General features: G+C 42.7%; 21 protein-coding genes. 2 read left to right on the top strand and 19 right to left on the bottom strand.

Going from position 1 to position 22,716, the window contains the following annotated elements:
* Positions 1–9 precede the first annotated feature (9 nt).
* The 10 genes from ftsA to I2432_RS03090 form a co-directional block, all read right to left on the bottom strand.
* Entirely contained in the window at positions 10–1,374 is a 1,365-nt protein-coding gene (gene ftsA, locus I2432_RS03135) for a cell division protein FtsA (protein ID WP_012678306.1), read from the bottom strand.
* 211 nt (positions 1,375–1,585) lie between these two features.
* Positions 1,586–2,776 carry a cell division protein FtsQ/DivIB gene (locus I2432_RS03130; protein WP_206156360.1) on the bottom strand — a complete coding sequence of 397 codons (1,191 nt, stop codon included), beginning with the start codon at positions 2,774–2,776 and terminating at the stop codon, positions 1,586–1,588.
* Positions 2,777–3,859, bottom strand: a complete 1,083-nt coding sequence (locus tag I2432_RS03125; RefSeq protein ID WP_206156361.1) for a UDP-N-acetylglucosamine--N-acetylmuramyl-(pentapeptide) pyrophosphoryl-undecaprenol N-acetylglucosamine transferase — start codon at positions 3,857–3,859, stop codon at positions 2,777–2,779.
* Positions 3,856–5,217, bottom strand: coding sequence for a UDP-N-acetylmuramoyl-L-alanine--D-glutamate ligase (gene murD / locus I2432_RS03120; RefSeq protein WP_206156362.1), 1,362 nt, complete (start codon positions 5,215–5,217; stop codon positions 3,856–3,858). Before murD ends, I2432_RS03125 begins: the two co-directional genes overlap by 4 nt.
* A gap of 152 nt (positions 5,218–5,369) precedes the next feature.
* Positions 5,370–5,618: a DUF3165 family protein gene (locus I2432_RS03115; protein ID WP_012515235.1), complete on the bottom strand. Its 249-nt coding sequence runs from the start codon at positions 5,616–5,618 to the stop codon at positions 5,370–5,372.
* An 81-nt stretch (positions 5,619–5,699) separates the two neighbouring features.
* Positions 5,700–7,541 carry a translational GTPase TypA gene (gene typA, locus I2432_RS03110; RefSeq protein ID WP_012678311.1) on the bottom strand — a complete coding sequence of 614 codons (1,842 nt, stop codon included), beginning with the start codon at positions 7,539–7,541 and terminating at the stop codon, positions 5,700–5,702.
* Between the two features lie 395 nt (positions 7,542–7,936).
* Positions 7,937–8,317 carry a rhodanese-like domain-containing protein gene (locus I2432_RS03105; protein ID WP_012678312.1) on the bottom strand — a complete coding sequence of 127 codons (381 nt, stop codon included), beginning with the start codon at positions 8,315–8,317 and terminating at the stop codon, positions 7,937–7,939.
* A gap of 9 nt (positions 8,318–8,326) precedes the next feature.
* On the bottom strand, positions 8,327–9,298 hold the full coding sequence (locus tag I2432_RS03100; protein ID WP_206153029.1) for an ROK family glucokinase: 972 nt from the start codon (positions 9,296–9,298) through the stop codon (positions 8,327–8,329).
* Entirely contained in the window at positions 9,273–9,506 is a 234-nt protein-coding gene (locus I2432_RS03095; RefSeq protein WP_012515231.1) for a YqgQ family protein, read from the bottom strand. Before I2432_RS03095 ends, I2432_RS03100 begins: the two co-directional genes overlap by 26 nt.
* Positions 9,507–9,878: 372 nt before the next feature.
* On the bottom strand, positions 9,879–10,409 hold the full coding sequence (locus I2432_RS03090; protein WP_012515230.1) for a Dps family protein: 531 nt from the start codon (positions 10,407–10,409) through the stop codon (positions 9,879–9,881).
* A 351-nt stretch (positions 10,410–10,760) separates the two neighbouring features.
* Here I2432_RS03090 and I2432_RS03085 point away from each other — a divergent pair, with 351 nt between their 5' ends.
* A complete protein-coding gene (locus I2432_RS03085; protein ID WP_249093356.1) occupies positions 10,761–11,258 on the top strand; it encodes an A24 family peptidase in 498 nt (165 codons plus the stop codon).
* 422 nt (positions 11,259–11,680) lie between these two features.
* On the opposite strand, the gene rlmN is transcribed toward I2432_RS03085, so the two are convergent.
* The gene (rlmN, locus tag I2432_RS03080) at positions 11,681–12,763 is read right to left on the bottom strand and encodes a dual-specificity RNA methyltransferase RlmN (protein WP_043030580.1); all 1,083 of its coding nucleotides are present in this window, start codon (positions 12,761–12,763) and stop codon (positions 11,681–11,683) included.
* 3 nt (positions 12,764–12,766) lie between these two features.
* Positions 12,767–13,381, bottom strand: a complete 615-nt coding sequence (locus tag I2432_RS03075) for a YutD family protein (RefSeq protein ID WP_012678319.1) — start codon at positions 13,379–13,381, stop codon at positions 12,767–12,769.
* 479 nt (positions 13,382–13,860) lie between these two features.
* Here I2432_RS03075 and I2432_RS03070 point away from each other — a divergent pair, with 479 nt between their 5' ends.
* The gene (locus I2432_RS03070) at positions 13,861–15,120 is read left to right on the top strand and encodes an ISL3-like element ISSeq1 family transposase (RefSeq protein WP_014622678.1); all 1,260 of its coding nucleotides are present in this window, start codon (positions 13,861–13,863) and stop codon (positions 15,118–15,120) included.
* A gap of 303 nt (positions 15,121–15,423) precedes the next feature.
* On the opposite strand, the gene I2432_RS03065 is transcribed toward I2432_RS03070, so the two are convergent.
* The 7 genes from I2432_RS03065 to I2432_RS03035 form a co-directional block, all read right to left on the bottom strand.
* Positions 15,424–16,461 carry a SepM family pheromone-processing serine protease gene (locus I2432_RS03065; RefSeq protein ID WP_206156363.1) on the bottom strand — a complete coding sequence of 346 codons (1,038 nt, stop codon included), beginning with the start codon at positions 16,459–16,461 and terminating at the stop codon, positions 15,424–15,426.
* Positions 16,439–16,939 carry a pantetheine-phosphate adenylyltransferase gene (coaD, locus tag I2432_RS03060; RefSeq protein ID WP_014622491.1) on the bottom strand — a complete coding sequence of 167 codons (501 nt, stop codon included), beginning with the start codon at positions 16,937–16,939 and terminating at the stop codon, positions 16,439–16,441. The genes I2432_RS03065 and coaD overlap by 23 nt, the downstream gene beginning before the upstream one ends.
* Positions 16,929–17,468 carry a 16S rRNA (guanine(966)-N(2))-methyltransferase RsmD gene (gene rsmD, locus I2432_RS03055; protein ID WP_014622490.1) on the bottom strand — a complete coding sequence of 180 codons (540 nt, stop codon included), beginning with the start codon at positions 17,466–17,468 and terminating at the stop codon, positions 16,929–16,931. Before rsmD ends, coaD begins: the two co-directional genes overlap by 11 nt.
* Before the next feature lie 168 nt (positions 17,469–17,636).
* Positions 17,637–18,629 (bottom strand): aspartate--ammonia ligase, encoded by a 993-nt coding sequence (gene asnA / locus I2432_RS03050; RefSeq protein WP_126436451.1) that lies wholly within the window; start codon positions 18,627–18,629, stop codon positions 17,637–17,639.
* A 219-nt stretch (positions 18,630–18,848) separates the two neighbouring features.
* Complete coding sequence (gene arcC / locus I2432_RS03045; protein ID WP_043029469.1) at positions 18,849–19,799, bottom strand: carbamate kinase; 951 nt, start codon at positions 19,797–19,799, stop codon at positions 18,849–18,851.
* A gap of 17 nt (positions 19,800–19,816) precedes the next feature.
* Positions 19,817–21,148, bottom strand: a complete 1,332-nt coding sequence (locus I2432_RS03040; RefSeq protein WP_206156364.1) for a dipeptidase — start codon at positions 21,146–21,148, stop codon at positions 19,817–19,819.
* A 16-nt stretch (positions 21,149–21,164) separates the two neighbouring features.
* Positions 21,165–22,658 carry a YfcC family protein gene (locus I2432_RS03035; protein WP_014622488.1) on the bottom strand — a complete coding sequence of 498 codons (1,494 nt, stop codon included), beginning with the start codon at positions 22,656–22,658 and terminating at the stop codon, positions 21,165–21,167.
* Between the last annotated feature and the right edge of the window lie 58 nt (positions 22,659–22,716).

Here is a 22,716-nt window from a genome sequence, read left to right as displayed (position 1 = left end):
TTATTACTTTTAATCAAACATACTTCCAAAAATGCCACGAACACGCTCTGAAATCTTTTGCTTTGGTTCAGCGGGTTCTTGAGGCTCGTAGTCTGCTTGGGGCACTTGCTGCTCATAATTAGGAGCCGGCTCAAACCCTCTAGCTTCATTGTAGTCTGGTAAGTAAGCTTCTTGGCCAGTAAAGTCAATCGGCTTACGTCTTAGCAATTCCTCGCCTGATACAGCATTTTGCGCTAAAACGTCCACCTCTGACATCATACCAACGTACTCGACCAAGCTAATGACATTGGCAAACATCGGGTTACGAATACCAACCTGATTTGGGATATGAAGCTTAACATTGGTTCCAAAAATCTCTTGAGCAACCTCAACCACGCCCGGCATAATGGCGCCGCCACCTATCAGCACAATGCCACCAGGTAAATCAAGCAGGCGTCCTCTTTCTAAATCCTGCTTAACGCGATCTAGAATATGGCGAACACGAGCCGAGATAATCTCTGATAAGTAACGCTCTGTTACCTCAACGGGCTCATCACTGCCAACAACATCAACCTTAACGGTATCAGTCAGACTCGCCTCTGCCATATCAGCCTGCCCAAAATTGTACTTCAAGGCCTCTGCAATTGACATTGACGTTTTAAGAACCTTAGAGATATCCTTTGTGATATACTCGCCGCCCTCTGCATAGATATTGGTGTATTGTAATTCTTGTGCTCGCATTGAGGCAACAGTGGTTTGTCCTCCCCCCATATCAATGACCGTAGCACCAAATTCACGTTCACCTTCATTTAACACCGCCTTAGCCATTGCCAAAGGAGAAATGATGATGTTTTCAACCTTAATCCCAGCACGCTCAACTGTCTTTCTTAAGTTATGCAGGATTGTACTTGGTCCAGTGTAAATCAGACCGCGCATTTCAAGCCTGATCCCCATCATGCCACGAGGATCTCGAATGCCCTGAAAGCCGTCTACAATAAACTCTTCAGGGACTAAGGAAATCACCTCTCGCTCTGGCGTAATGCTCTTGGTTAGTGCTGACTTAACAACGCTATCAACATCTTCATCTTTGATTTCTTTTGATTCGCTAGGAACAGGAATCATGCCTTGTGTCGGCTCAATTTGAAGGAGGTTTGCTGGCAGCCCAACATTGACCCTTTCAATTGTCATTCCTGCTTTTTCTTCAGCTTGTTCTACTGCAGTTTTAATAGCAGCGGCTGCTGCCTCTATATCAATGATTATGCCATCTTTTACGCCAGTACTCGGAACATTGCTCACACCAATAACATTCATCTCACCAGAGATAAACTCTGCTACCAAAACCTTTATCGAGCTTGTTCCAATGTCCAAACCAGTAAAAAAGCCATTTCTAGCCATTCACTCGACCTCACTTACTTTCCAAACTTTTACTATTCAAAAACACTGCTAAAAAGCAGAATTATTCAGGGAATATTATATCATAAAAAAACGTAAAATGTTACCATTTTACGTTTTTTGTTATATAAACTTAATGTTTTTTTGCCGTTCAACAAGGGCCTAATTTAAGAGCCTTAAATGCTTTTTTGCCCCCTTCTCTTACCCTAAACGATTACTGTTGATTTGCCTGCTCAGTAGGCTGGGCGACTGAGGGATTTGTGGCCTCAGGATTAGCAGGTGTTTCAGGGCTAGGCTGCTCCTGTGTGGCCTGCTCTTCACCCTGCTCTGGTGAAGCCTCACCAGGCTTATCTGCCTGAGTAACTTGAGCAGACGCTGGCACCTCAGGCATGTTTTCAATTTCAGCAGTGGTCGTATAGATACCAACCTCCATATCAACAATGCTAGCAGTGTCAAGATTCTTCTTGATTTTTTGGTAATAAGGTAGCTTTAGCTCAAGCTGTGACCGAGGTACCCTGATAAGGTTGCCATCGTGCATTTCAAGAAGCAGCAAATCCTTAGTTGTCTGTGAATTGGCCGATGACACTGATTTGATAGCCTTGACTAGGTCACTTGGAATTTTGGTCAAGCGATTAATGACATCTTGAATCTCTTTTTCATGCTCAAGATTTAAAATCAAAAAGGATTTAGGCAAAGCAGCCTGCTTGACAGCAGCAACTCGCTTGCCATTTTCTAGGATCGGTTGAAACCCTTCAGCTACCTGAGCGTAGGCAATAATATCAAACTCTGTCACATCAAAGCGGAAATGATTGGGAAAGCCGTAACGCAAAGCCACCTTTTTCACCCAGGGATTGGCTTTTAAAACCGCATTTTCATAAGAACCCGGAGAGGCTAATAGAGTGATCCAATAGTCAGATGACTTGATCCCACTGTCTCTGACTAGGTCCTCAACGCTTGTTTTTTTATTGCCCTTGACGGAGAAATCCTTGACCTTACTATAGGGTGTGATCATAAAAATCGACAGGCACAAAACCACAAACGACACCAGTAACACTGGCCAGCCCTTTTGAAGAGCCTGCTGCCTTGGACTTTTTTCTTTTGGAACCTTTAATGGCTTGTCTTTTTGGGAGGGGACTTCCTGCTCTGATGCTTCTGGCAGCTGCTCACCCTCATCAGTACCCGCTTGGCTTACCTCAGTTTTCTCCTCAGCTTCATCTGTATCTTCTTGGTCAGCCTTTGAAGCTGCCTCTCTCTGAGCTTGCGCTATTTTCTCGTTTAATAATTTTTCTTTTAGTTTTTTGTCTTTCTCAGCCTGCTGCTTCTTCTTGTTGAGAAATTCAATATTACGCTTTTGCCATTCGGTCAAAGCGGCTTTTTCTTCTGAATGTTTTGTCTTATCTGCCATTTAATTTTCCTTTGTCGCGGAGCTAATGTCGGCACTTAAAAGCTGATAAAAGCTTTCTGGTGATTGGAGCTCACTGGAGCTCGTCATTGCAGATAAATAGTCCGATTGCTTAGCAAAGACTTCTCTCACCTTCTCTTGAAAATGAGGCAGAGTCAATTCCTGTTCCAATAATTGCTCAGCATAGCCCCTTGTTGTAAAATAATGAGCATTTTCAAGCTGATCACCTCGACTGGCTTCTTTACCAAGTGGGATAATCAGCTGGAGCTTTCTCATCGCTAATAATTCAAAAAGTGTGTTAGAGCCTCCGCGAGTCACTACCAGATCAGCCATTTCCATGAGCGGTTGATACAGATCAGTCACATAATCCACGCGGTAAAGATGCCGACTAAGCTCATTTAGGCTAGGATCGCCAGAGATATTGATGATATTAAAGTCTTCCTTTAGCTCAGGATGGTCAGTGATAAAGCGGTTAAACACCCTAGCCCCTGCGGAGCCTCCAATAAACAAAAGTGTTTTTAAATTAGGATCAAAATACTCCAAAACAGCTGCAAGCTGCTTAGAAGCTACTGATCGACTCTTAGGAGCTGTCACCTTAGTAACTGCCCCGACATGCTTGAGCTTTACCAGTGTCTGCTCTTGCTCAAAGGTTGTATACATCGTTGTTGCAAACCGATAAGCAATCCTATTAGCCAAGCCCATAGAAAGATCCGACTCATGAATAAAGACCGGCACCCCTAAAAGCCTTGCAGCAATCACAGGAGGAACCGACACAAAGCCTCCCTTTGAAAAGAGAGCCTTAGGCCTTAGTCTAGCTATGATAAAAAGTGATTGCATGACACCAAAGCCTACCTTGAAGATATCAAGCAGGTTTTGCCAAGAGAAATAACGCCTTAATTTTCCAGTTGCAATGGCATGAAAGGTGACATCAAGACCTGATTTTTTGATCTCCTGATGCTCAATACCATTGTCATCACCAATATAATGAACCTCCCAGCCATCCTTGATAAACTTCGGTATGAGGATAAGGTTTAAGGTGACATGACCAGCTGTACCACCACCGGTAAAAATGATTTTCTTGGTCATTGAGCCTCTCCTTTTAACGCATCATAGGCTGCTAAAAACTCATCGCCGCGGCTTTCAAAGCTTGGATACATATCCCAGCTAGCATTGGCTGGGCTCAGCAAGATAATATCACCAGCCTTTGCCTGCTCAAAGGCTATTTTAGTGGCAGCTGCAACATCTTTGGCATCAAGATAGGACACTCCTGCCTTATCTGCAGCTCGCTTCATACGCTCTGCGGATTCCCCTAAAAGAATCATCTTTTTAAGGCCAACGAGGTCTGGCACCAGCTCATCAAATTCATTGCCACGATCCAAGCCACCAGCAATCAGGATAACCCTGCTATTATCAAAGCCCGACAAGGCTTTTTGACAAGCCAAGATATTGGTTGACTTGCTGTCATTGTAGAAGGTCACTTGATTCAGTGTACCAACTAACTGAAGGCGGTGCTTCACCCCCCTAAAGTGAGACAAAGTCCTTGATATCACTTGATTAGAAATGCCTCTTAGCTTTGCAACAGCAATGGTGGCAAGAGCATTTTCAATGTTGTGCCTTCCGGGAACACCAAGCTCAGCTGCTGACATCAGCCTCTCCTCTTTGAAATAAAGATACCCATCTGCCAAATAAGCACCATCAACCTTTTCTTTGGTAGAAAAAAAGACAGGGCTTGCTTTGGTCTTTTGAGCCAATGATTTTACCAGCTCTTGATCAGCATTTAACACAAGGTAATCCTTGCCGGTCATTCGATGTTGAATGCGCCACTTGGCTGCTATATAGTCCTCAAAACTCCCATGATAATCAAGATGAGTAGGCACTAGGTTAGTAATGACTGCAATATGTGGCTGAAACTGCTCAGTCCCCAGCAGCTGAAAGGAAGACAATTCCATGACCAGTATATCCTTTGCTGTAGCAGCTTGAGCCACCTCTGAAGCAGGAAAGCCGATATTTCCAGCCAAAAGAGCTGACTGGTCCCCAACATTTAGCACATCAGCAATCATTGTGGTTGTAGTGGTTTTACCATTTGAGCCCGTAATACCAATGATAGGTGCTTCAGATACCAAATAAGCCAGCTCAACCTCTGTTAGAATAGAAATTGCCTTATCTAAGGCGCGTACCACCATCGGGTTGTCATAGCGAATCCCTGGGTTTTTAACCATACAATAAAAGTCTTCATCTAACAGCTCTAAGGGGTGGCTACCACAAATAACCCTTATGCCCTCCTCAAGAAGAGCCTGTGCTGCTGGATTTTCCTCAAAGGGCTTGCTATCATTAACTGTCACTATAGCGCCCAATCGGACTAAAAGCCTAGCTGCTGCTTCGCCTGATTTGGCTAGGCCAAGGATCAATACCTTTTTATTTTGGAATTCCATTATTGTCTTCATTTTTACCCACACTATCTATGTCTATTTGACTACTATTTTACCCTTATTTAACTGCTTTTTCAAGATTTTACAGATAGCAGCGCATAAGGCCACTACAAAGACAGAAAAAGTCAAACCTTATTAAGATTTGACTCAATGCTTGATGCTAATGATTACTCTCTGGTTTTTTTAGGGATTTTTTGAATGTCTCTTAGGGCATAGTAGCCCAATACTATCATGGCTAGACCAACAAAAATCTCCTTTGGCGTCTGCATGATTTTGATAAAGCTTAAGCCAGCTAGCACAATCAATAGGGCAACCAAACCAACCAAACCAATCATACCTAGTGTGTTACGGACGCTCTTTGGTGCCATAAACAGGTAATAAGAGGTAATCAAGGCTGCAATAATAAGATAAAACACAGAAAGCTCCTTTCAATCCTCTGCCAACCTAGCTTACTAGTTAAAGCGGCAAGGGAGTGTGACTCTCAGACTAATCAGCCTTTATTCTGCTGATTTTTTCTTTTTATTAGCTTTATCACGCGCTGCTTTGTTCAAAATTTGCTTGCGCAAGCGGATTGATTCTGGCGTTACCTCCATGTATTCGTCATCATTCAAGAATTCAAGAGATTCCTCAAGGGTTAGAATACGTGGTGTTTTGATAACAGCTGTCTGATCCTTTGTTGCTGAACGAACGTTGGTCATCTGCTTAGCAGTTGTGATATTAACCCCAAGATCATTGTCACGAGAATTTTCACCAACAATCATGCCCTCATAAACCTCAGTTCCTGGGTTAACAAAGATTGTTCCGCGCTCTTCAATACGCATGATTGAGTAGGTTGTTGCCTTACCATTTTCAATCGAAACCAGCGCTCCACGATGACGTCCACCAATCTCACCAGCAACCACCGGTAGATACTGATCAAAGGTATGATTCATGATACCATAGCCACGTGTCATTGATAAAAATTCAGTTGAATAACCAATCAAGCCGCGGGCAGGAATAAGAAAAATAAGACGCGTTTGACCATTACCAACCATCTGCATATCAAGCATATCCCCCTTACGCTCTGATAAGGATTGGATAATAGCACCTTGATATTCCTCTGGTGTGTCAATCTGTACACGCTCAAAAGGCTCACATTTGACACCGTCAATTTCTTTAATGATAACCTCTGGACGCGATACCTGAAGCTCATACCCTTCACGACGCATGGTCTCAATTAAAATAGATAGATGCAGCTCACCACGACCTGATACAATCCATTTATCTGGTGATTCTGTCGGTTCAACACGAAGAGACACATCGGTTTGAAGCTCTGCAAGCAAACGCTCCTCAACCTTTCGAGAAGTTACCCATTTACCTTCACGACCAGCAAAGGGAGAGTTGTTAACCAAGAAGGTCATTTGAAGTGTCGGCTCATCAATACGAAGAACAGGCAAAGCCTCAACACAATCCGTTGGCGTAATCGTCTCACCAACGAAAATGTCCTCCATACCAGAAACAGCAATCAAATCACCAGCCTTGGCCTCTTGAATTTCCTTGCGCTCAAGTCCAAAGAAGCCAAAAAGCTTAGTGACGCGGAAATTTTTAGTGGTGCCATCAAGCTTTGAAAGCGTCACCTGATCTCCAACCTTAACAGTCCCACGAAAGACACGACCAATCCCAATACGACCTACAAAATCATTGTAATCAAGAAGTGACACCTGGAATTGAAGGGGCTCAGCCGAGTTATCAACAGGTGCTGGAATGTGATCGATAATGGTATCAAAAATCGGAGCCATTGTTTTTTCCTGGTCAGCAGGATCGTCTGATAACGAAGACGTGCCATTGATCGCTGAAGCGTAAACAACAGGGAATTCCAGCTGATCATCGTCTGCACCAAGCTCAATGAAAAGCTCAAGAACCTCATCAACAACCTCAGCCGGACGAGCTGATGGCTTATCGATCTTATTAACCACAACAATTGGGGTTAGGTTTTGTTCTAAGGCCTTCTTTAACACAAAGCGTGTTTGAGGCATGGTTCCCTCGTAAGCATCAACAACAAGGACAACACCATCAACCATTTTCATGATACGCTCAACCTCGCCGCCAAAGTCAGCGTGCCCAGGAGTATCCATGATATTAATACGAACATCGTTATAAGCTACTGCGGTATTTTTAGCAAGAATGGTAATACCACGCTCTTTTTCAAGGTCATTTGAATCCATCGCACGCTCTTGAAGCTCTTTGCGCTCATCTAGTGTATGGGATTGCTTTAGTAATTCATCAACGAGCGTTGTTTTCCCATGGTCAACGTGAGCAATAATAGCAACGTTACGAATATCTTCTCTAAATTTTGTCATTTTTTCCTCTTGTAGCATAAATAGTTTTAACTAAAACAGTATAACACAAATTTTTTTAAAAAACCGATCTGAGGGAATTGTAAATGTTTTCAAGCTCTTGAATGCGCCACACAAAAAAGAAAAAGAAAGCTAACTCTTACAACAGCAGCAAGAGCCTTAGCTTTCTCATCTCTTTTTCTAACTACAAGGCTTTCTCTCAGAATGGCCTCTCTACATCACTTAAAACAATCCCTAAAGAAGCTGACAAAAGCTCCTACCGGCATCTAAAAGCAGCTGCGTTTATACGGCCAGCCACTTTGGGCTGTGAAACTAGCATGACAAGCTTAGATAAGCTGCTGCCTGCAACGCTCCAACACATAGCAGCAAGAACTAGCTCAACAAAGAGGGCTATAAGGCTATTTAACCTTACCATTCCAATAATCTAGTCCCTCCTTTAGGACATAAAGGTCAGTATAGCCAGCCTTACGTAACGTTTTGACTGCTTTGACCCGGTATTGAGGTCTTACATTTTCATAAAGCAAGATTGGCTTGTCCTTTCTCAAAGCCTTAATAGAGGCTTCAAACTGCTGGGCAGGAAAATTTCTAGCTCCTAGGATATGCCTTGCTCTAAAGGAAGCTGGATCACGCAGGTCAATCACTTGCCCCTGACGCATCAGCTCCTTAAAGGTATCATTATCAACCTGCTTTGCCATTCTTCTATAGGAAACATAATTCCAAAGGTAATAGGCAATCACTCCCGCAAGTAATACCCAGCCAATCATTGTAAGTGGTGACATCATTAACTCCTATTCTGTGATAAATTGTCTTGCAAGGCTAGCCGCACCAATGATCCCAGCATCATTACCAAGCTCTGCTATTTTGATCTTAGTGGACTGTCTAACCTGCGGAAAGGTAAAAGTCATAAAGTACTTTTCAACACGTAAGCGTAAAAACTCACCCGCAGCAGATACACCACCGCCAATAACGATCGAATCAGGGTTCAAAATATTTGAGATATTAGCCGCTGCCAGTCCTAGATAATAACTGACCTTTTCAACAACAGAGTTGGCAAAAGCATCACCAGCCTCCGCTGCAACAAAAATGTCCTTGCTTGAGACAGCCTCTCCATTATCAATAGCTGCCTTGATGGCTGAATCTCCTTCGTAGGCTTCTGCTAACAGACGAGCAACCTTAACAACACCTGTAGCAGAGGCCACTGTCTCCAGGCAGCCCTGTGAGCCACAGGTGCAAGCAAAGCCCTTAAGCGGCTCTACTATCATGTGCCCAATCTCACCACCAGCTCCAGCCACACCATGAATCAAGTTCCCATCAGCGATGATACCACCACCAACACCTGTTCCTAAGGTCATAAAGACCACATCAGGATTATTGTCACCTGCACCGACCCAGCGCTCGCCGAGGGCCGCAACATTTGCGTCATTATCAATAGCAAAGGGAATTCCTAGCTCCCTTTCAATAACAGATCCCACCTCCTGGGTACCTCTCCAGTTGAGGTTAAAGGCCCCCGTAACAGTATGATCTGTGCGATTGACAGCTCCAGGTGAGCCCATACCAATACCGATAAAATCGTCCTTAGTCAGTCCATAAAGGTCAAGGCGATGCTTGAGTGAGGCGACAATATCTGGAACGATATGTTTACCGTCCTCTAAAACATTTGTCTCAATCGCCCATTTTTCCTGAACGTCACCCTCTGAGGTTAAAATACCAAATTTAATCGTGGTTCCGCCCAAATCAATCCCTATCAATTTTTGACTCATTTTCTTGCCCTTCTCTTTTTAGCTCTAATCGATGCTCACGTCGTAAAATCAGCTCAGCAGTTAAATAAGCCTGTTTATCCAACAAGCCACCATCATATAGCCTTTGCAGCTCTATTTTCATCATTTCAATATCATAAAGCCGCTTTCCCATGTAGATAACAATACCAAAGCCTTTTAACAGCTGCTGTACATCGTATAATGTTTTCATATAACTAGATTTTAGCAAATTACGCATGAGATTTCAAGACAATTATGCAATCGCTTTCCATATTTCTGAAAATCACTATAACACTATCAAGCAGCATCAGCAGTAGGAACCAGCAGCTCAGACTGAAGATAAAAGGCAACGGTAATGTCACAAGCCTTGATATATCATAAGTAAGACCATCGACGTGAGCCCAAGGTGGACTAAATGCCACATGCTCTGCTGTGGTGACAAGGTCTAAAAATGTTGGTCATCTATCATAAAAAAGCTGTGAGACCTGACATCACTAGCACTAATAGCTGACTTTAAAGGCGTTAAAAAGACAGGGCTATACCACGCTCTGCCTTTTTTATGTTATATCAGTTGTATGACGCTTTAGAAAATAGCAGGACCTTGACCACGCTCTGCCTGTAGCATCCAAATAGTCTTTTCAGCGTCAGCCTTTGCTGCTGTGAACAAATCATTTGAAGCAGCATCACCCTCTTCATCAGTAATGTCTAAACCAACCTGATAAAGACTGGTAAGGTAAAGGTAAACCTCTACCAAACGAGCTAAATGCTGAGCTACTGACTTATCATAGCTTCCCTTTGTTTCATCTAGCTTAGAATGCTGTGAAAACTCCTCTAGGGTTGAGTAGGGTGCCCCACCAATAGTAATCAAGCGCTCACTCATCTCATCTAGGTTCGCGTTCAAGCGGTCTAATAGCTCATCCATCTTAGGGTGCAGGTATAAAAAGCCAGGACCACGCATGTACCAATGAACCTGATGAACAATTGAAGCTGCTACAGATAGATCTGCTACTGCTTGATTTAAAACAGCCTTGGTTTTTTCATTTTTTGATGCTTCTTTTTTAGAAATATTATGAGTTACTGATGCATAAATGTTTTCAACGAGTGTGTTTGTCATAATAAACTCTCCTTACTGATAGATATAAAAGGGCATGAATGGTATGCAGCAAGAAAAGTCACTCTCTTGTCAGCTCCATTCGACGATAACGAGCCAATTCAGATAAGTATCAACAGCTTATTTAGAATCATTCTCGTTTTATAGTTTCATTGTACACCGTTTTTTAAAATATTGCAAGAATTTAAATTGTTTTTCGGATAAATAAGTATGAACACTATTTTTTATTGCTATTGTGGTTTTCTTGTGGGAAACCTCTTTCGGCTAATACTTAACCTGTTTTCTGAACAGCAAGCAAAGGCTTGGGTCAAGCTCCATATAGGTCAACTTCATCTTTCAAGCCTCTTTTTTCCTATGGCAAAGCCCACTTACAACTCTAAACATGAACAAAAGCACTGGGTTATGCTTCCTTATTTAGAAATAATCACCAGCCTCATTTTCGGACTGTCTGCCCTTTGCGGCTTGACCTGGACACAGCTTTATCTCCTATGCTTCTCTTTGCTACTGTGCTTTTTTGATTTAGACAGTCAAGAGTATCCTTTGCTCATCTGGCTGATGAGCTTTTTGTTGCTGCTGCCATTTTATAGCATTAACCTGTTAACAGTGCTATTGCTTTTGCTTGCACTGCTAAGCGTAGCTTTTCCTATCAATATTGGTGCCGGAGATTTTCTTTACCTAGCTAATCTTGCTCTTGTGGTCAAGCTTAGCTCTTTGTTATGGATCGTCCAAATTGCCAGTCTGATCGGAATTCTAGCCTGCCTACTTCTACAAACTAAGAAAATCCCTTTTATTCCCTATCTGACACTGGGCCTTATGACCATATTGCTATTTGAAAGGCTTACTGGCAGCTAGGTCACAAAAGCCCTAGCTACATTAAGCAGCTAGGGCTAACACCTATTATTTTGCCTCGATTCATGGTACTGAAAAGCTTAGGAAACCAGAAGCACCAAAAGGAACGATCAAAAGCTCAAGTGTTTCAGAAAAGGTGTGAATAAAGGCACTATATCTTTTTTTACAGCCAATAAAGATAAAACACCGTTGCTTAGCAATTACTTGACAACTGCTACCAAGATCAAAGAGAGGAGCTGGGATAAAAAGAGCTGCACTTTAGACATTCTTAACGCATGTACTTTATGACCTAGTCTCATTCATTAAAAAACGAACAAGACCTGCTTTCGGGATCTCAGAAAACTAGACCTGTTTGTTTGCTTTATTTGGGGTCAGATTTTTATCTCCATCTCCTATCAATCAAATCAGCAACCTTGACCAAGTCATCATGTCCTTGCAGCTGCCGCTTTTTGCCGGTCCTTTTTCATGGTATTAGAGCGCAGCTGACCGCAGGCAGCATCAATATCTGTACCATGCTCCTGACGAACGACACAGTTCACTCCATTTTTCTTTAGAATGTCATAAAAGGCTGCCACACGCTCCTTAGGACTTCTACTGTATTGGTCATGCTCTGAGACAGGATTATAGGGAATCAGGTTAACATAAGACAGCTTGCGAATCCTTTTGGTCAAATCTGCCAATTCCTGTGCCTGCTCTACCCCATCATTAACCTTATTAAGCATGATATACTCAAAGGTCACACGACGATTAGTTGTTTCAATGTAATATTCGATTGCTGAAAAGAGCTTATCAAGTGGGAAGGAACGATTGATCCTCATGATACTTGAGCGCAGCTCATTATTAGGTGCATGCAGTGACACAGCCAGATTGACTTGGACTCCTTCATTGGCAAATTCGCGAATCTTGTGAGCCAAGCCTGAGGTTGAAACAGTAATGTGACGAGCACCAATAGCAAGCCCATGATCATCATTGATCGTCCGAAGAAAGGTCATCACATTTTGATAATTATCAAAGGGCTCTCCAATCCCCATCACAACAACATGGCTGACACGTTCGTCTTGAGCACGCTGATCAAAATAGTTTTGCACCATCATAATTTGTGCAGTGATTTCACCACTGTTTAAATCCCGCTGCTTTTTAATCAAGCCACTAGCGCAGAAGGTGCAGCCTATATTACAGCCAACCTGTGTGGTTACACAGACCGACTGCCCGTAGTGCTGACGCATCAAAACCGTTTCAATCAGCATACCATCTGGCAATTCAAACAAATACTTAACCGTTCCATCAGCTGATTCCTGAGCAACACGCTGCTTCAAGGGATTAATACAAAAGCTGTCCTTTAGAATGGCAAGAAATTCCTTAGAAATATTAGTCATTTCATCAAAGGATTGAACCCGTTTTCTGTAAAGCCAGTCCCAAATCTGTGTCGCTCTGAATGCCTTTTGACCATTGTCAATCGCCCAAGCAATTAGCTCGTCGCGCGTTAGGCCATAGATTGATGGTTTCATAGATTAATTGTCCTTCTTTCTGATGATAAAGTGATCCGTTTTATGGTTCAGTTGACTAGTACGAGAGCGCCTTTGGTTTCCCTTGGTCTTATTAGGAGCTGGGCGCTTTTTGCTGGTAAAGCTTGGCTTGTCCGCTGACCTATCCTTGGTTAGCTTTTTGAAGTTGTCTTTAGCAGGTGCCTGCTGACTATGCTGAGGCTGATTTCTGCGGCGATTGGCTTTAGACGATTTCCTGCGCCTTGATGGTCTATCCTCCTCTTTTGGCATGTCCTTGGGATTAGGGTTTTCCAAAACAAAATAAGCACAGCCAAAGTTACAAAATTCTTTGATATAGTCTTCTAATCTAGAAATACGGCTAGCTTTTTTGACATCATGATGATCCTTGTAAAAGCCCTTGAGCCGCAGCTGTTCGTTGCCCCAATCTCCAACAATATAATCATACTTTAATAATATCTCTGTAAAGCGCTGACCAAAGCTTGTTGTATTAAAAGCATTTTTTTCATTTTTCAGCAGCAATAACTCAATGCCTTCAGCCTTAACATAATGGTCAAAATGAATAAATTCCGGACCGGGAAATTTATTGTAATTATACATCTCTGGTGAAATATCTCTTTTCATATAGCTCCTTTCCTTAGCATTAGTTTTCATGTTTGTTAATCGTTAATCCTGGGTTATTCTACAAAGAGCTATACTTGCTCTTTTCAAAGGGCTAGTCTCAGCAGGCAGGCTAGCAGCTCCTGACAGCCCATAGCCTACCTATTATACACTATTTTTAGATTTTTGTAAGCAGACTGACAACAATGCCTACTAGAGCCTTCTTTACTAATCAGCAGAGAAAATAGACTTGATCTAAAGCAGCTTTCTTGTGCTCTGCTGGCTATCAAGTCTTGATGCGGTGTCAGCAGCAGCCATAACTGCAGGCAAGAAAAACTAAGACAGTAAAGCCTAATACCTTACTGTCTTTAAGTGATTTTCTGGCTCTATAATTTCTGTAGTGGGTAAGTCCACTGCAGGGGTTATAGGGCTTTATGAGTATCAAAAAAGTCCCATATGACCTATAATGAAAAGCGACTAAACTATCATTTAGAAAGACTCATATGGAACAATCACATGTTATCACACAACTACTGGGAATTAAAGACCCTCATATCACATTCTCCAAAGAAATACACGACATGAAAACTCATAAGGAATTGAAAGCTGTCCTTGACTACGATGCCCCACCTTGCCCTAACTGCCAAAGTCAGATGGGCAAGTACGACTTCCAACGGGAATCCAAGGTCCCTTTTCTCGATTGCGCAGGCTACAAGACTTTGATTCGCCTCAAAAAGCGCCGTTTCAAATGTCAGTTTTGCGGAAAAATTACTGTCGCTGAGACTTCTCTAGTCCCTAAAAACCATCAAATACCAACCATCGTCAAACAGAAGGTGGCCCAGCTTCTCATCGAGAAAGTCTCCATGACCGCTATCGCTGATAGACTATCCATCTCCACCTCAACCGTCATGCGAAAGCTCAACGAGTTCACGTTCAAGTCTCATTTGACTTATTTACCCGAACATATGTCCTGGGATGAATATGCCTTTAAGAAGGGCAAGATGAGCTTTATTGCTCAGGACTTTGACACCAACAACATCATCGCTATTTTGGATGGACGGACGAAAGCTGTCATTCGCAACCACTTCCTGAGATATCCTCGGCAGGTCAGAAACGACGTTAAACTCATCACCATGGATATGTTTACCCCCTATTACAACCTGGCTAAGATGCTTTTCCCAAACGCTCAGATTGTCCTTGATCGTTTCCACATTGTGCAACATTTGGGACGTGCCATGAACCGTATCCGTACTCAAATCATGAACTCTTTTGATCGAAAATCCCACGAATACAAGGCTTTGAAACGTTACTGGAAGCTGATTCAACAAGATAGTAGCAAACTCAGTGACAAGCGTTTTTACCGCCCGACTTTTCGCATGCATTTGACAAACAAGGAGGTGGTCGAGCGTCTTTTGAGCTACTCTGACGAGCTTAGAAAGCATTATGACCTTTATCAGCTTCTGCTTTTTCACTTCCAGGAAAAGCAAGCTGACCACTTTTTCGGCCTGATTGAGGAGCAGATAGACAGCAGCAATCCTCTCTTTCAGACCGTTTTCAAGACCTTTTTGAAAGACAGAGACAAGATTGAGAACGCACTGGATTTGCCTTATTCTAACGCTAAACTGGAGGCTACCAATAATCTCATCAAAGTCATCAAGCGCAATGCTTTTGGATTTCGGAACTTTGAAAACTTTAAAAGACGGATTTTGATCGCTATCAATATGAAAAAAGAGAAGACCAAATTGGTCCTCTCCAGATGTTAGCTTGTCAATTACCCACTACAGTTGACATGGAGCCGATTTTCTTCAAAAAGTCTTAATAAATGGTGGAAAATTTTCCTACAGACTATTTCAGCCTGAGGAGGTTATTCTTCCTTGGCGATCTTCCTTGTTCAGGATCAAGCAACCAGTCTAGCTCTAGAATGCCCTGCCCAGACCTTATGCTTAGGTCTCAAAACCTTTGAGGTCGCTAAGCTCCCAACCAGAGGCAAGACAGAGCATATCCTATTAGCTTGCTTTACATTGCTTCTAGACAGGCCCTTAAAGAAGGCAAGTCATACATTGCTTCTATTTTTTAAGGTAGCTTATAGCATCTTGAACGGTTTTCACAGGAATAATTTTCATTGCTGTCTTTAGTCGTTTAGCTGCTTTTTTAGCCTCCTCGTAATTGCTAATAGCCTTAGGATTTGCTTTTTTGACGTCCTTATGCACAGGATTATTTGGAACAAAGAAAATATCAGCACCAGCAGCGGCGGCGGCAGCCACCTTTAGGCCCGCCCCGCCAATATCTCCAACTTTTCCATCCTTGCCAATGGTTCCTGTACCAGCAATCACACGTCCCTTGCGCAAGTCTTCGTGATTGATTTGATCATAAATATCAAGAGTAAACATCAAGCCTGCACTTGGTCCACCCACACCTCCGGTGCTAAAGTCGACCTCATCACCAGAAATGACCTGTGTGTGGTCTGTCAGGGTAATGCCAATCCCATTTTTACCGTTTTTAAGCTTAATAATCTTTCCTTTTTCAGTCTTTGACTCACCAGCGGTTGTAAATTGTACCTGCACCTCATCTCCCAAGGTCAAATGAGAAACATAATCAATCAGATCGGCAGACGTTGTAAATGTTTTACCGTTGACACCTGTCACTGTATCTGCTAGGTGCAGCACACCTTTAAAGCTAGAATCCTTGCTGACGTCTAAGACATAAACACCCTTATAATCAAAGCTTACCTCCTTACCTGCTAGAGTAAGGGCCTGGTAAACAGCGCTGTTTTGAGAGGTTTCCATATAAAAGCGATTAATTCGCAGGTAATCAGCATCGCTATAGCCACCAGTAGTATCTTCCATGGTGCTAATCTCAGTGAAAGGCGTTAGCCAAGCATAGAGCAATTTAGCCAAGGTAGCCCGACTGAAGCTCACCACAACAAACTGATAAGCTCCCTTTTCCTTATCCTCTTTGCCATTGACAGTCAATACCGAGCGAATATCATAGGCTCCACCTGGCATTTCAATATAATAAGGCAAGGGGAAAAACAGTGTCAACAGTAGAAAAAGCAAGGCAACAAAGCCAATCAGCCACCATTTAAATTTTTTTATTGTTTTCATTCATTTTCTCCACTTGATTAATAACAGCCTGCGGAACCAAACCGGTAATTGACGCTCTAAAAGCAATCAACTCTCTGATACGACTAGAGCTAATTGGCTGAAGATCATGAGTCGCCATCAGGTAAATGGTCTCAATATCAGGGGCTAGTCTATGATTAAAATACTCTAAGCCTGCCTCATAGTCAAAATCAGCTGTATTGCGAAGCCCTCGGATAAGGTGGGTCACAGACAGCTCCCTAGCCAGATCAACCGCAAGACCATGCTTGGCAGAAACCACTGTCACATTTGGCAAGGCACAAACCGCTTCTCTTAGCATCTGCGCTCGCAGCTCAAAAGTAAAAAAGCCCTGCTTATTTGGATTGTTAAAAATCCCGACATAAACATGCTCAAACAAATGACTAGCACGCTTAATCATATCCATGTGTCCGTTTGTCACTGGGTCAAATGACCCTGTATAAAGTCCAATCTTACCTGACATATACTGTTACCTTGCTAATTCCATATTGTTTTTCTTTCCAGATCCCTAGCCAGGCAATTTCCTCTGGCAGAGCTACCGACCGATCCGTCTCACAAACAATCATCACATCATCACTCAAAAGACCTCTTTCAGCTAAGGCTTCTATATTAGCCACTATTGCTTCCTTGGCATAGGGTGGGTCCAAAAACACCACATCAAACTGCCCGGATAAGTGATCAAACGCACGCTCAGCGTCCATTTTTAATAGCGTAAATTGCTGGCTAGCTTTTGTCATCTCAATATTAGCTTGAATAATGGCTTGCGCCTTACGATCACGCTCAACCAGCACTGCCTCTGACATGCCCCTAGAAATAGCCTCTATTGATAGACCACCTGATCCAGCAAACAAGTCTAAGACACGTCCACCCTTAAAATAAGGACCAATCATATTAAAAATCGCGCCACGTACCTTATCTGATGTGGGGCGAGTAGTCTTGCCTTCGAGCGTTTTTAGGGGACGCCCTCCAAATTCACCTGATACAATTCTCATAACTGTTATTATAACAAAAATCTAGTGTCAAGCCTTAAAAATGCTTCATTTTTTCAAATTTCTGACCTATTATATAACTGACTAGCTTACATAGCATCAAATTAGCTCTAGTGAATTATCACCTTATAAAAATAGAGGCTATAGGTAAAAACCTAGCCTCTGTATCATCTATAAAATATTGTCGTAGGTATCGCGAACCTCTTGTGGCCACACCGATGTTTGGACCTCTCCAATGTGCTTTTTACGAAGCAAAAACATGGCCATACGCGATTGACCAATTCCTCCACCGATGGTTAGGGGGAACAGACCATTTAGCAGCGATTTGTGCCAATCAAATTGTAGGCGTTCCTGATCTCCAGTAATGTCCACCTGACGCTTTAGAGCCTCTTCATCAACACGAATTCCCATTGAGGATAGCTCAAAGGCTGTGCCTAGCTGCTCATTCCAAACGAGAATATCACCATTTAAGCCATGGTAGCCATTTTCTGACTCACTGGTCCAGTCATCATAGTCTGGCGCACGACCATCATGTGGCTTGCCATCTGGCAATACACCGCCAATACCAATCAAAAATACCGCACCAAATTCTTTTGTGATAGCATTTTCACGCTCCTTTGGTGTCAAATTAGGGTATCTGGCAACAAGCTCCTCGGTGTGAATGAAGGTAATTTTCTTTGGCAAGACAGCTTCAATATCATAGCGTGCCTCAACAGCTAGCTCTGTCAAGCGGATAACCTTGTAAATCGTCTCAACAGTCTCTTTGAGGTAAGCTAGGTTACGCTGGCCATCAGGGATAACCTTCTCCCAATCCCACTGGTCCACATACACTGAATGCGTCTGGTCTAGCGAATCTTCATCAGGACGGAGCGCTTTCATATTCACCACAAGACCTTCACCCTCATTAAAGCCAAAACGTGCTAAGGTATGACGCTTCCATTTTGCTAGCGAATGCACCACCTCAAAGGTCGCATTAGGAATATTCAGGACATGGACAGATACCGGATTTTCAACCCCAGATAAATTATCCTGCATGCCGTCTCCGACCCTACTTAAAATAGGTCCCTGCACCTCAACAACATCAAGCTTAGCAATCAAATACTGCGTAAATGTATTTTTAACAAAGGAAATTTCCTCTTGTTGATGAATAAAGCTTTTTTTCATAGCTCCTCCTTTAAATCATTTTCGCGACTAAGTCACCTTTATTTTTTACCATTCTAATCATGAGTAAAAATAAAAAAATATTACGCTTATTATACACCGATTAAAAGTAAAAGAAAAGGCTAAATTAACCTAATTTAACCTTTTAAATCAATTTTTCAAGCTTATCAGCTAAAACCTATCAAAGCACAAAAGCCTAAGCTCATTGTGCAGTCATCTGAATTAGCCTGCGATAATTTGTGTACCAGCATTTGCTGAGAGAACATTGTCAATATTTTCTAACGATGTGATGATAGCTTTGGCATTTGGTTTGTTTTCCACAAAAGCAATTGCAGCCTCCACCTTAGGCAGCATGCTTCCGGGAGCAAATTGGTCCTGAGCGATGTATTCCTTCATTTGAGAAACCGTTACCTCTTCCAATTTTCTTTGATCAGGCTTGTTAAAGTTAACATAGACATTATCAACACCTGTCAAGACAATAAAGAGATCAGCGTCAACCAATTCTGAAAGGGTTTGGCTAGCAAAGTCTTTGTCAATAACAGCTTCCACACCTGTAAGTGTTTTACTTGTAGGGTCTTTCACAACTGGCACACCGCCACCACCAGCACTGACAACCACAACACCAGAATCAACTAGGCTTCTAATCACATTGGCTTCTTTGATACCAATTGGCTTTGGTGATGGCACCACCTTACGCCAGCCACGACCAGCATCCTCCTTGAAGCTAGCACCTGATTCTGCCATTTGCTTTTTAGCGTCTTCTTCGGTCAAGAAAGGACCAATTGGTTTAGTCGGGTTTTTAAAGGCAGGGTCATTTTCATCAACAATGACCTGGGTGACAACTGCTGCTACTTCTTTTGTGATGCCTTGGGCTTGTAGCTCATTGTCTAGCGCGTTGACTAGCCAAAAACCAATGCTACCTTCTGTCATAGCAACGCAGGTATCTAATGGCATAGCTGGATTTTTCTCAGAATCAGCTGCTGCCTGCTGCAATAAGAGATTACCAACCTGCGGACCATTGCCATGCGTGATAATCACCTCATGGCCTTCTTTGATTAACTTCACTAGTGATTTTGATGTCGAAACCAAGGCCTCTTGTTGTGCCTTAGCTGACGCGTCTGTTGAGAGGATTGCATTTCCTCCAAGTGCGACAACAATTTTTTGTTTTGTCATATATGATACTCCTCATCTTATCGTGTTAGTCGGTAGATGGCTTCCGCGTAAATATCCATTGCACGGTAGGCATCCGCTAAGACGATACGTTCATTTTCTTGGTGTTCTGTTTGAACAGCATCAGGGAATAATGCTCCAAAGGCCACACAATTAGCCATTGTACGAGCAAAGGTTGCTCCACCTGATGATTGGGCTGGTGATTGATCCCCTGTTTTTTCACGATATACCTCTAACAGAGTAGTCACTAGCTCGCTGTCCAAGGGCACATATAAGGGTGCCAAATAATCAAATTCCTCGTAAGCTAGACCATAGTCCTGCACTTTTTGGCTTAACTGGTCTACTAAGGTATCTTTATCTGCTAAGACCGGAATCCGAATGTCCAAACGAATCTCTGTCATCTCTTTTGTTAAGGTAAGACCAGCTACGTTGAAGCTAAGCCCTCCTGATGGCTCGTCCTGAACTGGACCAAAAATATTGACTGCTCTGCCGTCTTCATCAACCACATGAGCAAGAAAGTCAAGGACTGGCTCTGGCTCAAGCACTACAAGAGCCTTTGCAAGTCTGATAAGGGCGTTAATCCCGTCTGGAGCGTCTTTAGCATGCTGAGCAAGTCCATAGACGGTTAGCTCACCATCTTTGACAACATATTCAAAGCCAAGCCTATCAAGCTCTTCACCTAATGCCTCTAGCTTGTCTCCCTGATAAGAAGCTCTGGCTGGAACGACATTATAGGCCTGACCAACCTCAAGATTGAGTCTAGCCGACCCCTTACCAACTAGCTTGGCTTGTAAAAGCCCTTTTTCAGCATAGGTCAATGGAAAGCTTGAGTCTGGGGCAAAACCAAAGGTTGCCTCCTCTTCTACTTCATTATAACGGTTCATACAGCGCCAGAGGGTTTCTTCGTCTGTTCCAAAGATAAAGCGAATGCGTTTGTTAAAGACCACACCAGCGTCCATGAGTGCTTTAGTGGCAAAGAGTGCCATCATCGAAGGCCCCTTGTCATCTTGAGTGCCACGTCCGTACAAGCAGCCATCTTTTTCAATACAAGTAAAGGGATCTGTATGCCATAGCTTCAAATCACCAGCAGGCACCACATCTAAGTGACAAAGAATAGCAAGCACCTCTGTTTGATCACCTAATTCAGCATAGCCATAATAGCCTTTAGGATCAATATAGGTTTTAAAACCAAGGTCTTGGCATAAGGCTAAGGTTGCTTCAAGAACATCTTGAATAGCTTGACCAAAGGGTGTGCCATTTTCCCCCTCATTCAGCACAGAAGGGTAAGACACTATTTTTTTAATCGCAGCCACACAAGCCTCTTGGTGTCTTGATTGGATATAGGTTTCCATAGAAGCCTCCTATCTCTTAAAAGAATGTCGCTACTACTAATAGCAGAACACTAACAAGCATTACCATAACGATAAACTTGCCGATAAATTTCCACCAAGTACTTAGATCAATACGTCCAAGCGCAAGCGCCCCCATAACAATAGCAGAGGTTGGTGAAATCATGTTTAAGATACCTGATGCTGATTGGAAGGCTGTGATAACCAAGTGAGCAGGAACATTTGAGAATTGTCCAAGCGGTGCCATGATTCCCATAGTTGCACCAGCAAGCCCTGAGGTTGATGGAATCAAGAAGGACATTGGTAAATAGAAAATATAAGCTAAGATAACAAAGACCTGTGATGACAAGCCTGCAAGACCTGTTTCACCCCAATGAAGAATGGTTGCTGTAATCATACCACCATTCATGATCACTTGGATACCACGCGCTACCGCACAAATAATCGCAACACCAAGGAATTCACCTGCACCACTTAGAAAGGCTGAGAAGAAGTCTTCTTCACTCATGCGATAAACAATAGCCACTAAAACACCCATCATGATAAAGAGCATGGTAATTTCTGGGAAATACCAGGTTCCAAAGGCTCCCATTGTTTTACCAATAATACCACCTAAAACAGGTGTAGTTGTTAGCCAAGTATTGATATTTGTAAACAGCTTAATGCCAAAATCTTCCCAAGGAATCAAGCTAAGAATCATGATGACAAATGTCAAGGTAAAGATAGCTAAAACCTTTCGTTGACGACTAGTCAAATCCTCGCCGGAATTTTGTAGCTGGAAGAATTCCTTATGCTCTTCGGCCTTATCAGCCACAAGAGACTTGCTTGGGTCTTTTTCAATCTTGCTAGCGTAACTGTAAACAAACCAGATAGACATACCAACAAGGATAAACCATTGGATAATCCGCCAAATCATACCATCTGCGATACTAACACCAGCTGCATCTGCTGCCACTCCAGTAGCAAAGGGATTGATGGTTGAAGCCAAACAGCCAATCTGCGAACCAATCAGGATAATAGCTACTGCAACAATGCTATCAAAGCCAACCGCAATCATTACCGGAATAAGAAGAGGGTAAAACGCCATTGTTTCTTCTCCCATTCCGTAGGTTGTGCCACCAAGTGCAAACAAAGGAATCAAAATCGCAATAAGCAGCTTTTCTCTACCCTTATTTTTACGCACAACAGAAGCAATCCCTGTATCAAGCGCACCTGTCTTGTTGACAACCCCTAAAAAGCCACCAACCATCAAAATAAAGAAAGAAACCTGAATTGCCCCTTCAGTCCCTTTGACACCTAGCATGCCTCGAACAGGTGCCATTAAAATGTCAAAAAAGCCCTGAGGGTTTGACTTAACCGTTTGGTAGGTCCCTGAAATCACACCGCCATCCTTAGCAGTCTCATAAGCACCAGCTGGAATAAACCAGGTTAATACTGCCATAATAGCAATGATGATAAACAAAACAGTGTAAGAAGAAGGAATTTTAAAACCTCGTTTTTTTTCTTCTGTCATAGTGATTACCTCTTACCTTTTCATAAAAATAAGCCGTCCCAGTTCCGGTCAAGGACAC

The organism is Streptococcus equi subsp. zooepidemicus, assembly GCF_015689395.1.
Taxonomy (GTDB): domain Bacteria; phylum Bacillota; class Bacilli; order Lactobacillales; family Streptococcaceae; genus Streptococcus; species Streptococcus equi.
Note: the sequence above shows the minus strand (reverse complement) of the source record. Positions and strands in the feature narration are given on the sequence as shown.

Coding starts and splice junctions, on each gene's coding strand:
- ftsA (WP_012678306.1), bottom strand. CDS start 1,374: ATGGCTAGAAATGGCTTTTTTACTGGTTTGGACATTGGAACAAGCTCG.
- I2432_RS03130 (WP_206156360.1), bottom strand. CDS start 2,776: ATGGCAGATAAGACAAAACATTCAGAAGAAAAAGCCGCTTTGACCGAA.
- I2432_RS03125 (WP_206156361.1), bottom strand. CDS start 3,859: ATGACCAAGAAAATCATTTTTACCGGTGGTGGTACAGCTGGTCATGTC.
- murD (WP_206156362.1), bottom strand. CDS start 5,217: ATGAAGACAATAATGGAATTCCAAAATAAAAAGGTATTGATCCTTGGC.
- typA (WP_012678311.1), bottom strand. CDS start 7,541: ATGACAAAATTTAGAGAAGATATTCGTAACGTTGCTATTATTGCTCAC.
- I2432_RS03105 (WP_012678312.1), bottom strand. CDS start 8,317: ATGTCACCACTTACAATGATTGGCTGGGTATTACTTGCGGGAGTGATT.
- I2432_RS03100 (WP_206153029.1), bottom strand. CDS start 9,298: ATGAGTCAAAAATTGATAGGGATTGATTTGGGCGGAACCACGATTAAA.
- I2432_RS03095 (WP_012515231.1), bottom strand. CDS start 9,506: ATGAAAACATTATACGATGTACAGCAGCTGTTAAAAGGCTTTGGTATT.
- I2432_RS03090 (WP_012515230.1), bottom strand. CDS start 10,409: ATGACAAACACACTCGTTGAAAACATTTATGCATCAGTAACTCATAAT.
- I2432_RS03085 (WP_249093356.1), top strand. CDS start 10,761: ATGGCAAAGCCCACTTACAACTCTAAACATGAACAAAAGCACTGGGTT.
- rlmN (WP_043030580.1), bottom strand. CDS start 12,763: ATGAAACCATCAATCTATGGCCTAACGCGCGACGAGCTAATTGCTTGG.
- I2432_RS03075 (WP_012678319.1), bottom strand. CDS start 13,381: ATGAAAAGAGATATTTCACCAGAGATGTATAATTACAATAAATTTCCC.
- I2432_RS03070 (WP_014622678.1), top strand. CDS start 13,861: ATGGAACAATCACATGTTATCACACAACTACTGGGAATTAAAGACCCT.
- I2432_RS03065 (WP_206156363.1), bottom strand. CDS start 16,461: ATGAAAACAATAAAAAAATTTAAATGGTGGCTGATTGGCTTTGTTGCC.
- coaD (WP_014622491.1), bottom strand. CDS start 16,939: ATGTCAGGTAAGATTGGACTTTATACAGGGTCATTTGACCCAGTGACA.
- rsmD (WP_014622490.1), bottom strand. CDS start 17,468: ATGAGAATTGTATCAGGTGAATTTGGAGGGCGTCCCCTAAAAACGCTC.
- asnA (WP_126436451.1), bottom strand. CDS start 18,629: ATGAAAAAAAGCTTTATTCATCAACAAGAGGAAATTTCCTTTGTTAAA.
- arcC (WP_043029469.1), bottom strand. CDS start 19,799: ATGACAAAACAAAAAATTGTTGTCGCACTTGGAGGAAATGCAATCCTC.
- I2432_RS03040 (WP_206156364.1), bottom strand. CDS start 21,148: ATGGAAACCTATATCCAATCAAGACACCAAGAGGCTTGTGTGGCTGCG.
- I2432_RS03035 (WP_014622488.1), bottom strand. CDS start 22,658: ATGACAGAAGAAAAAAAACGAGGTTTTAAAATTCCTTCTTCTTACACT.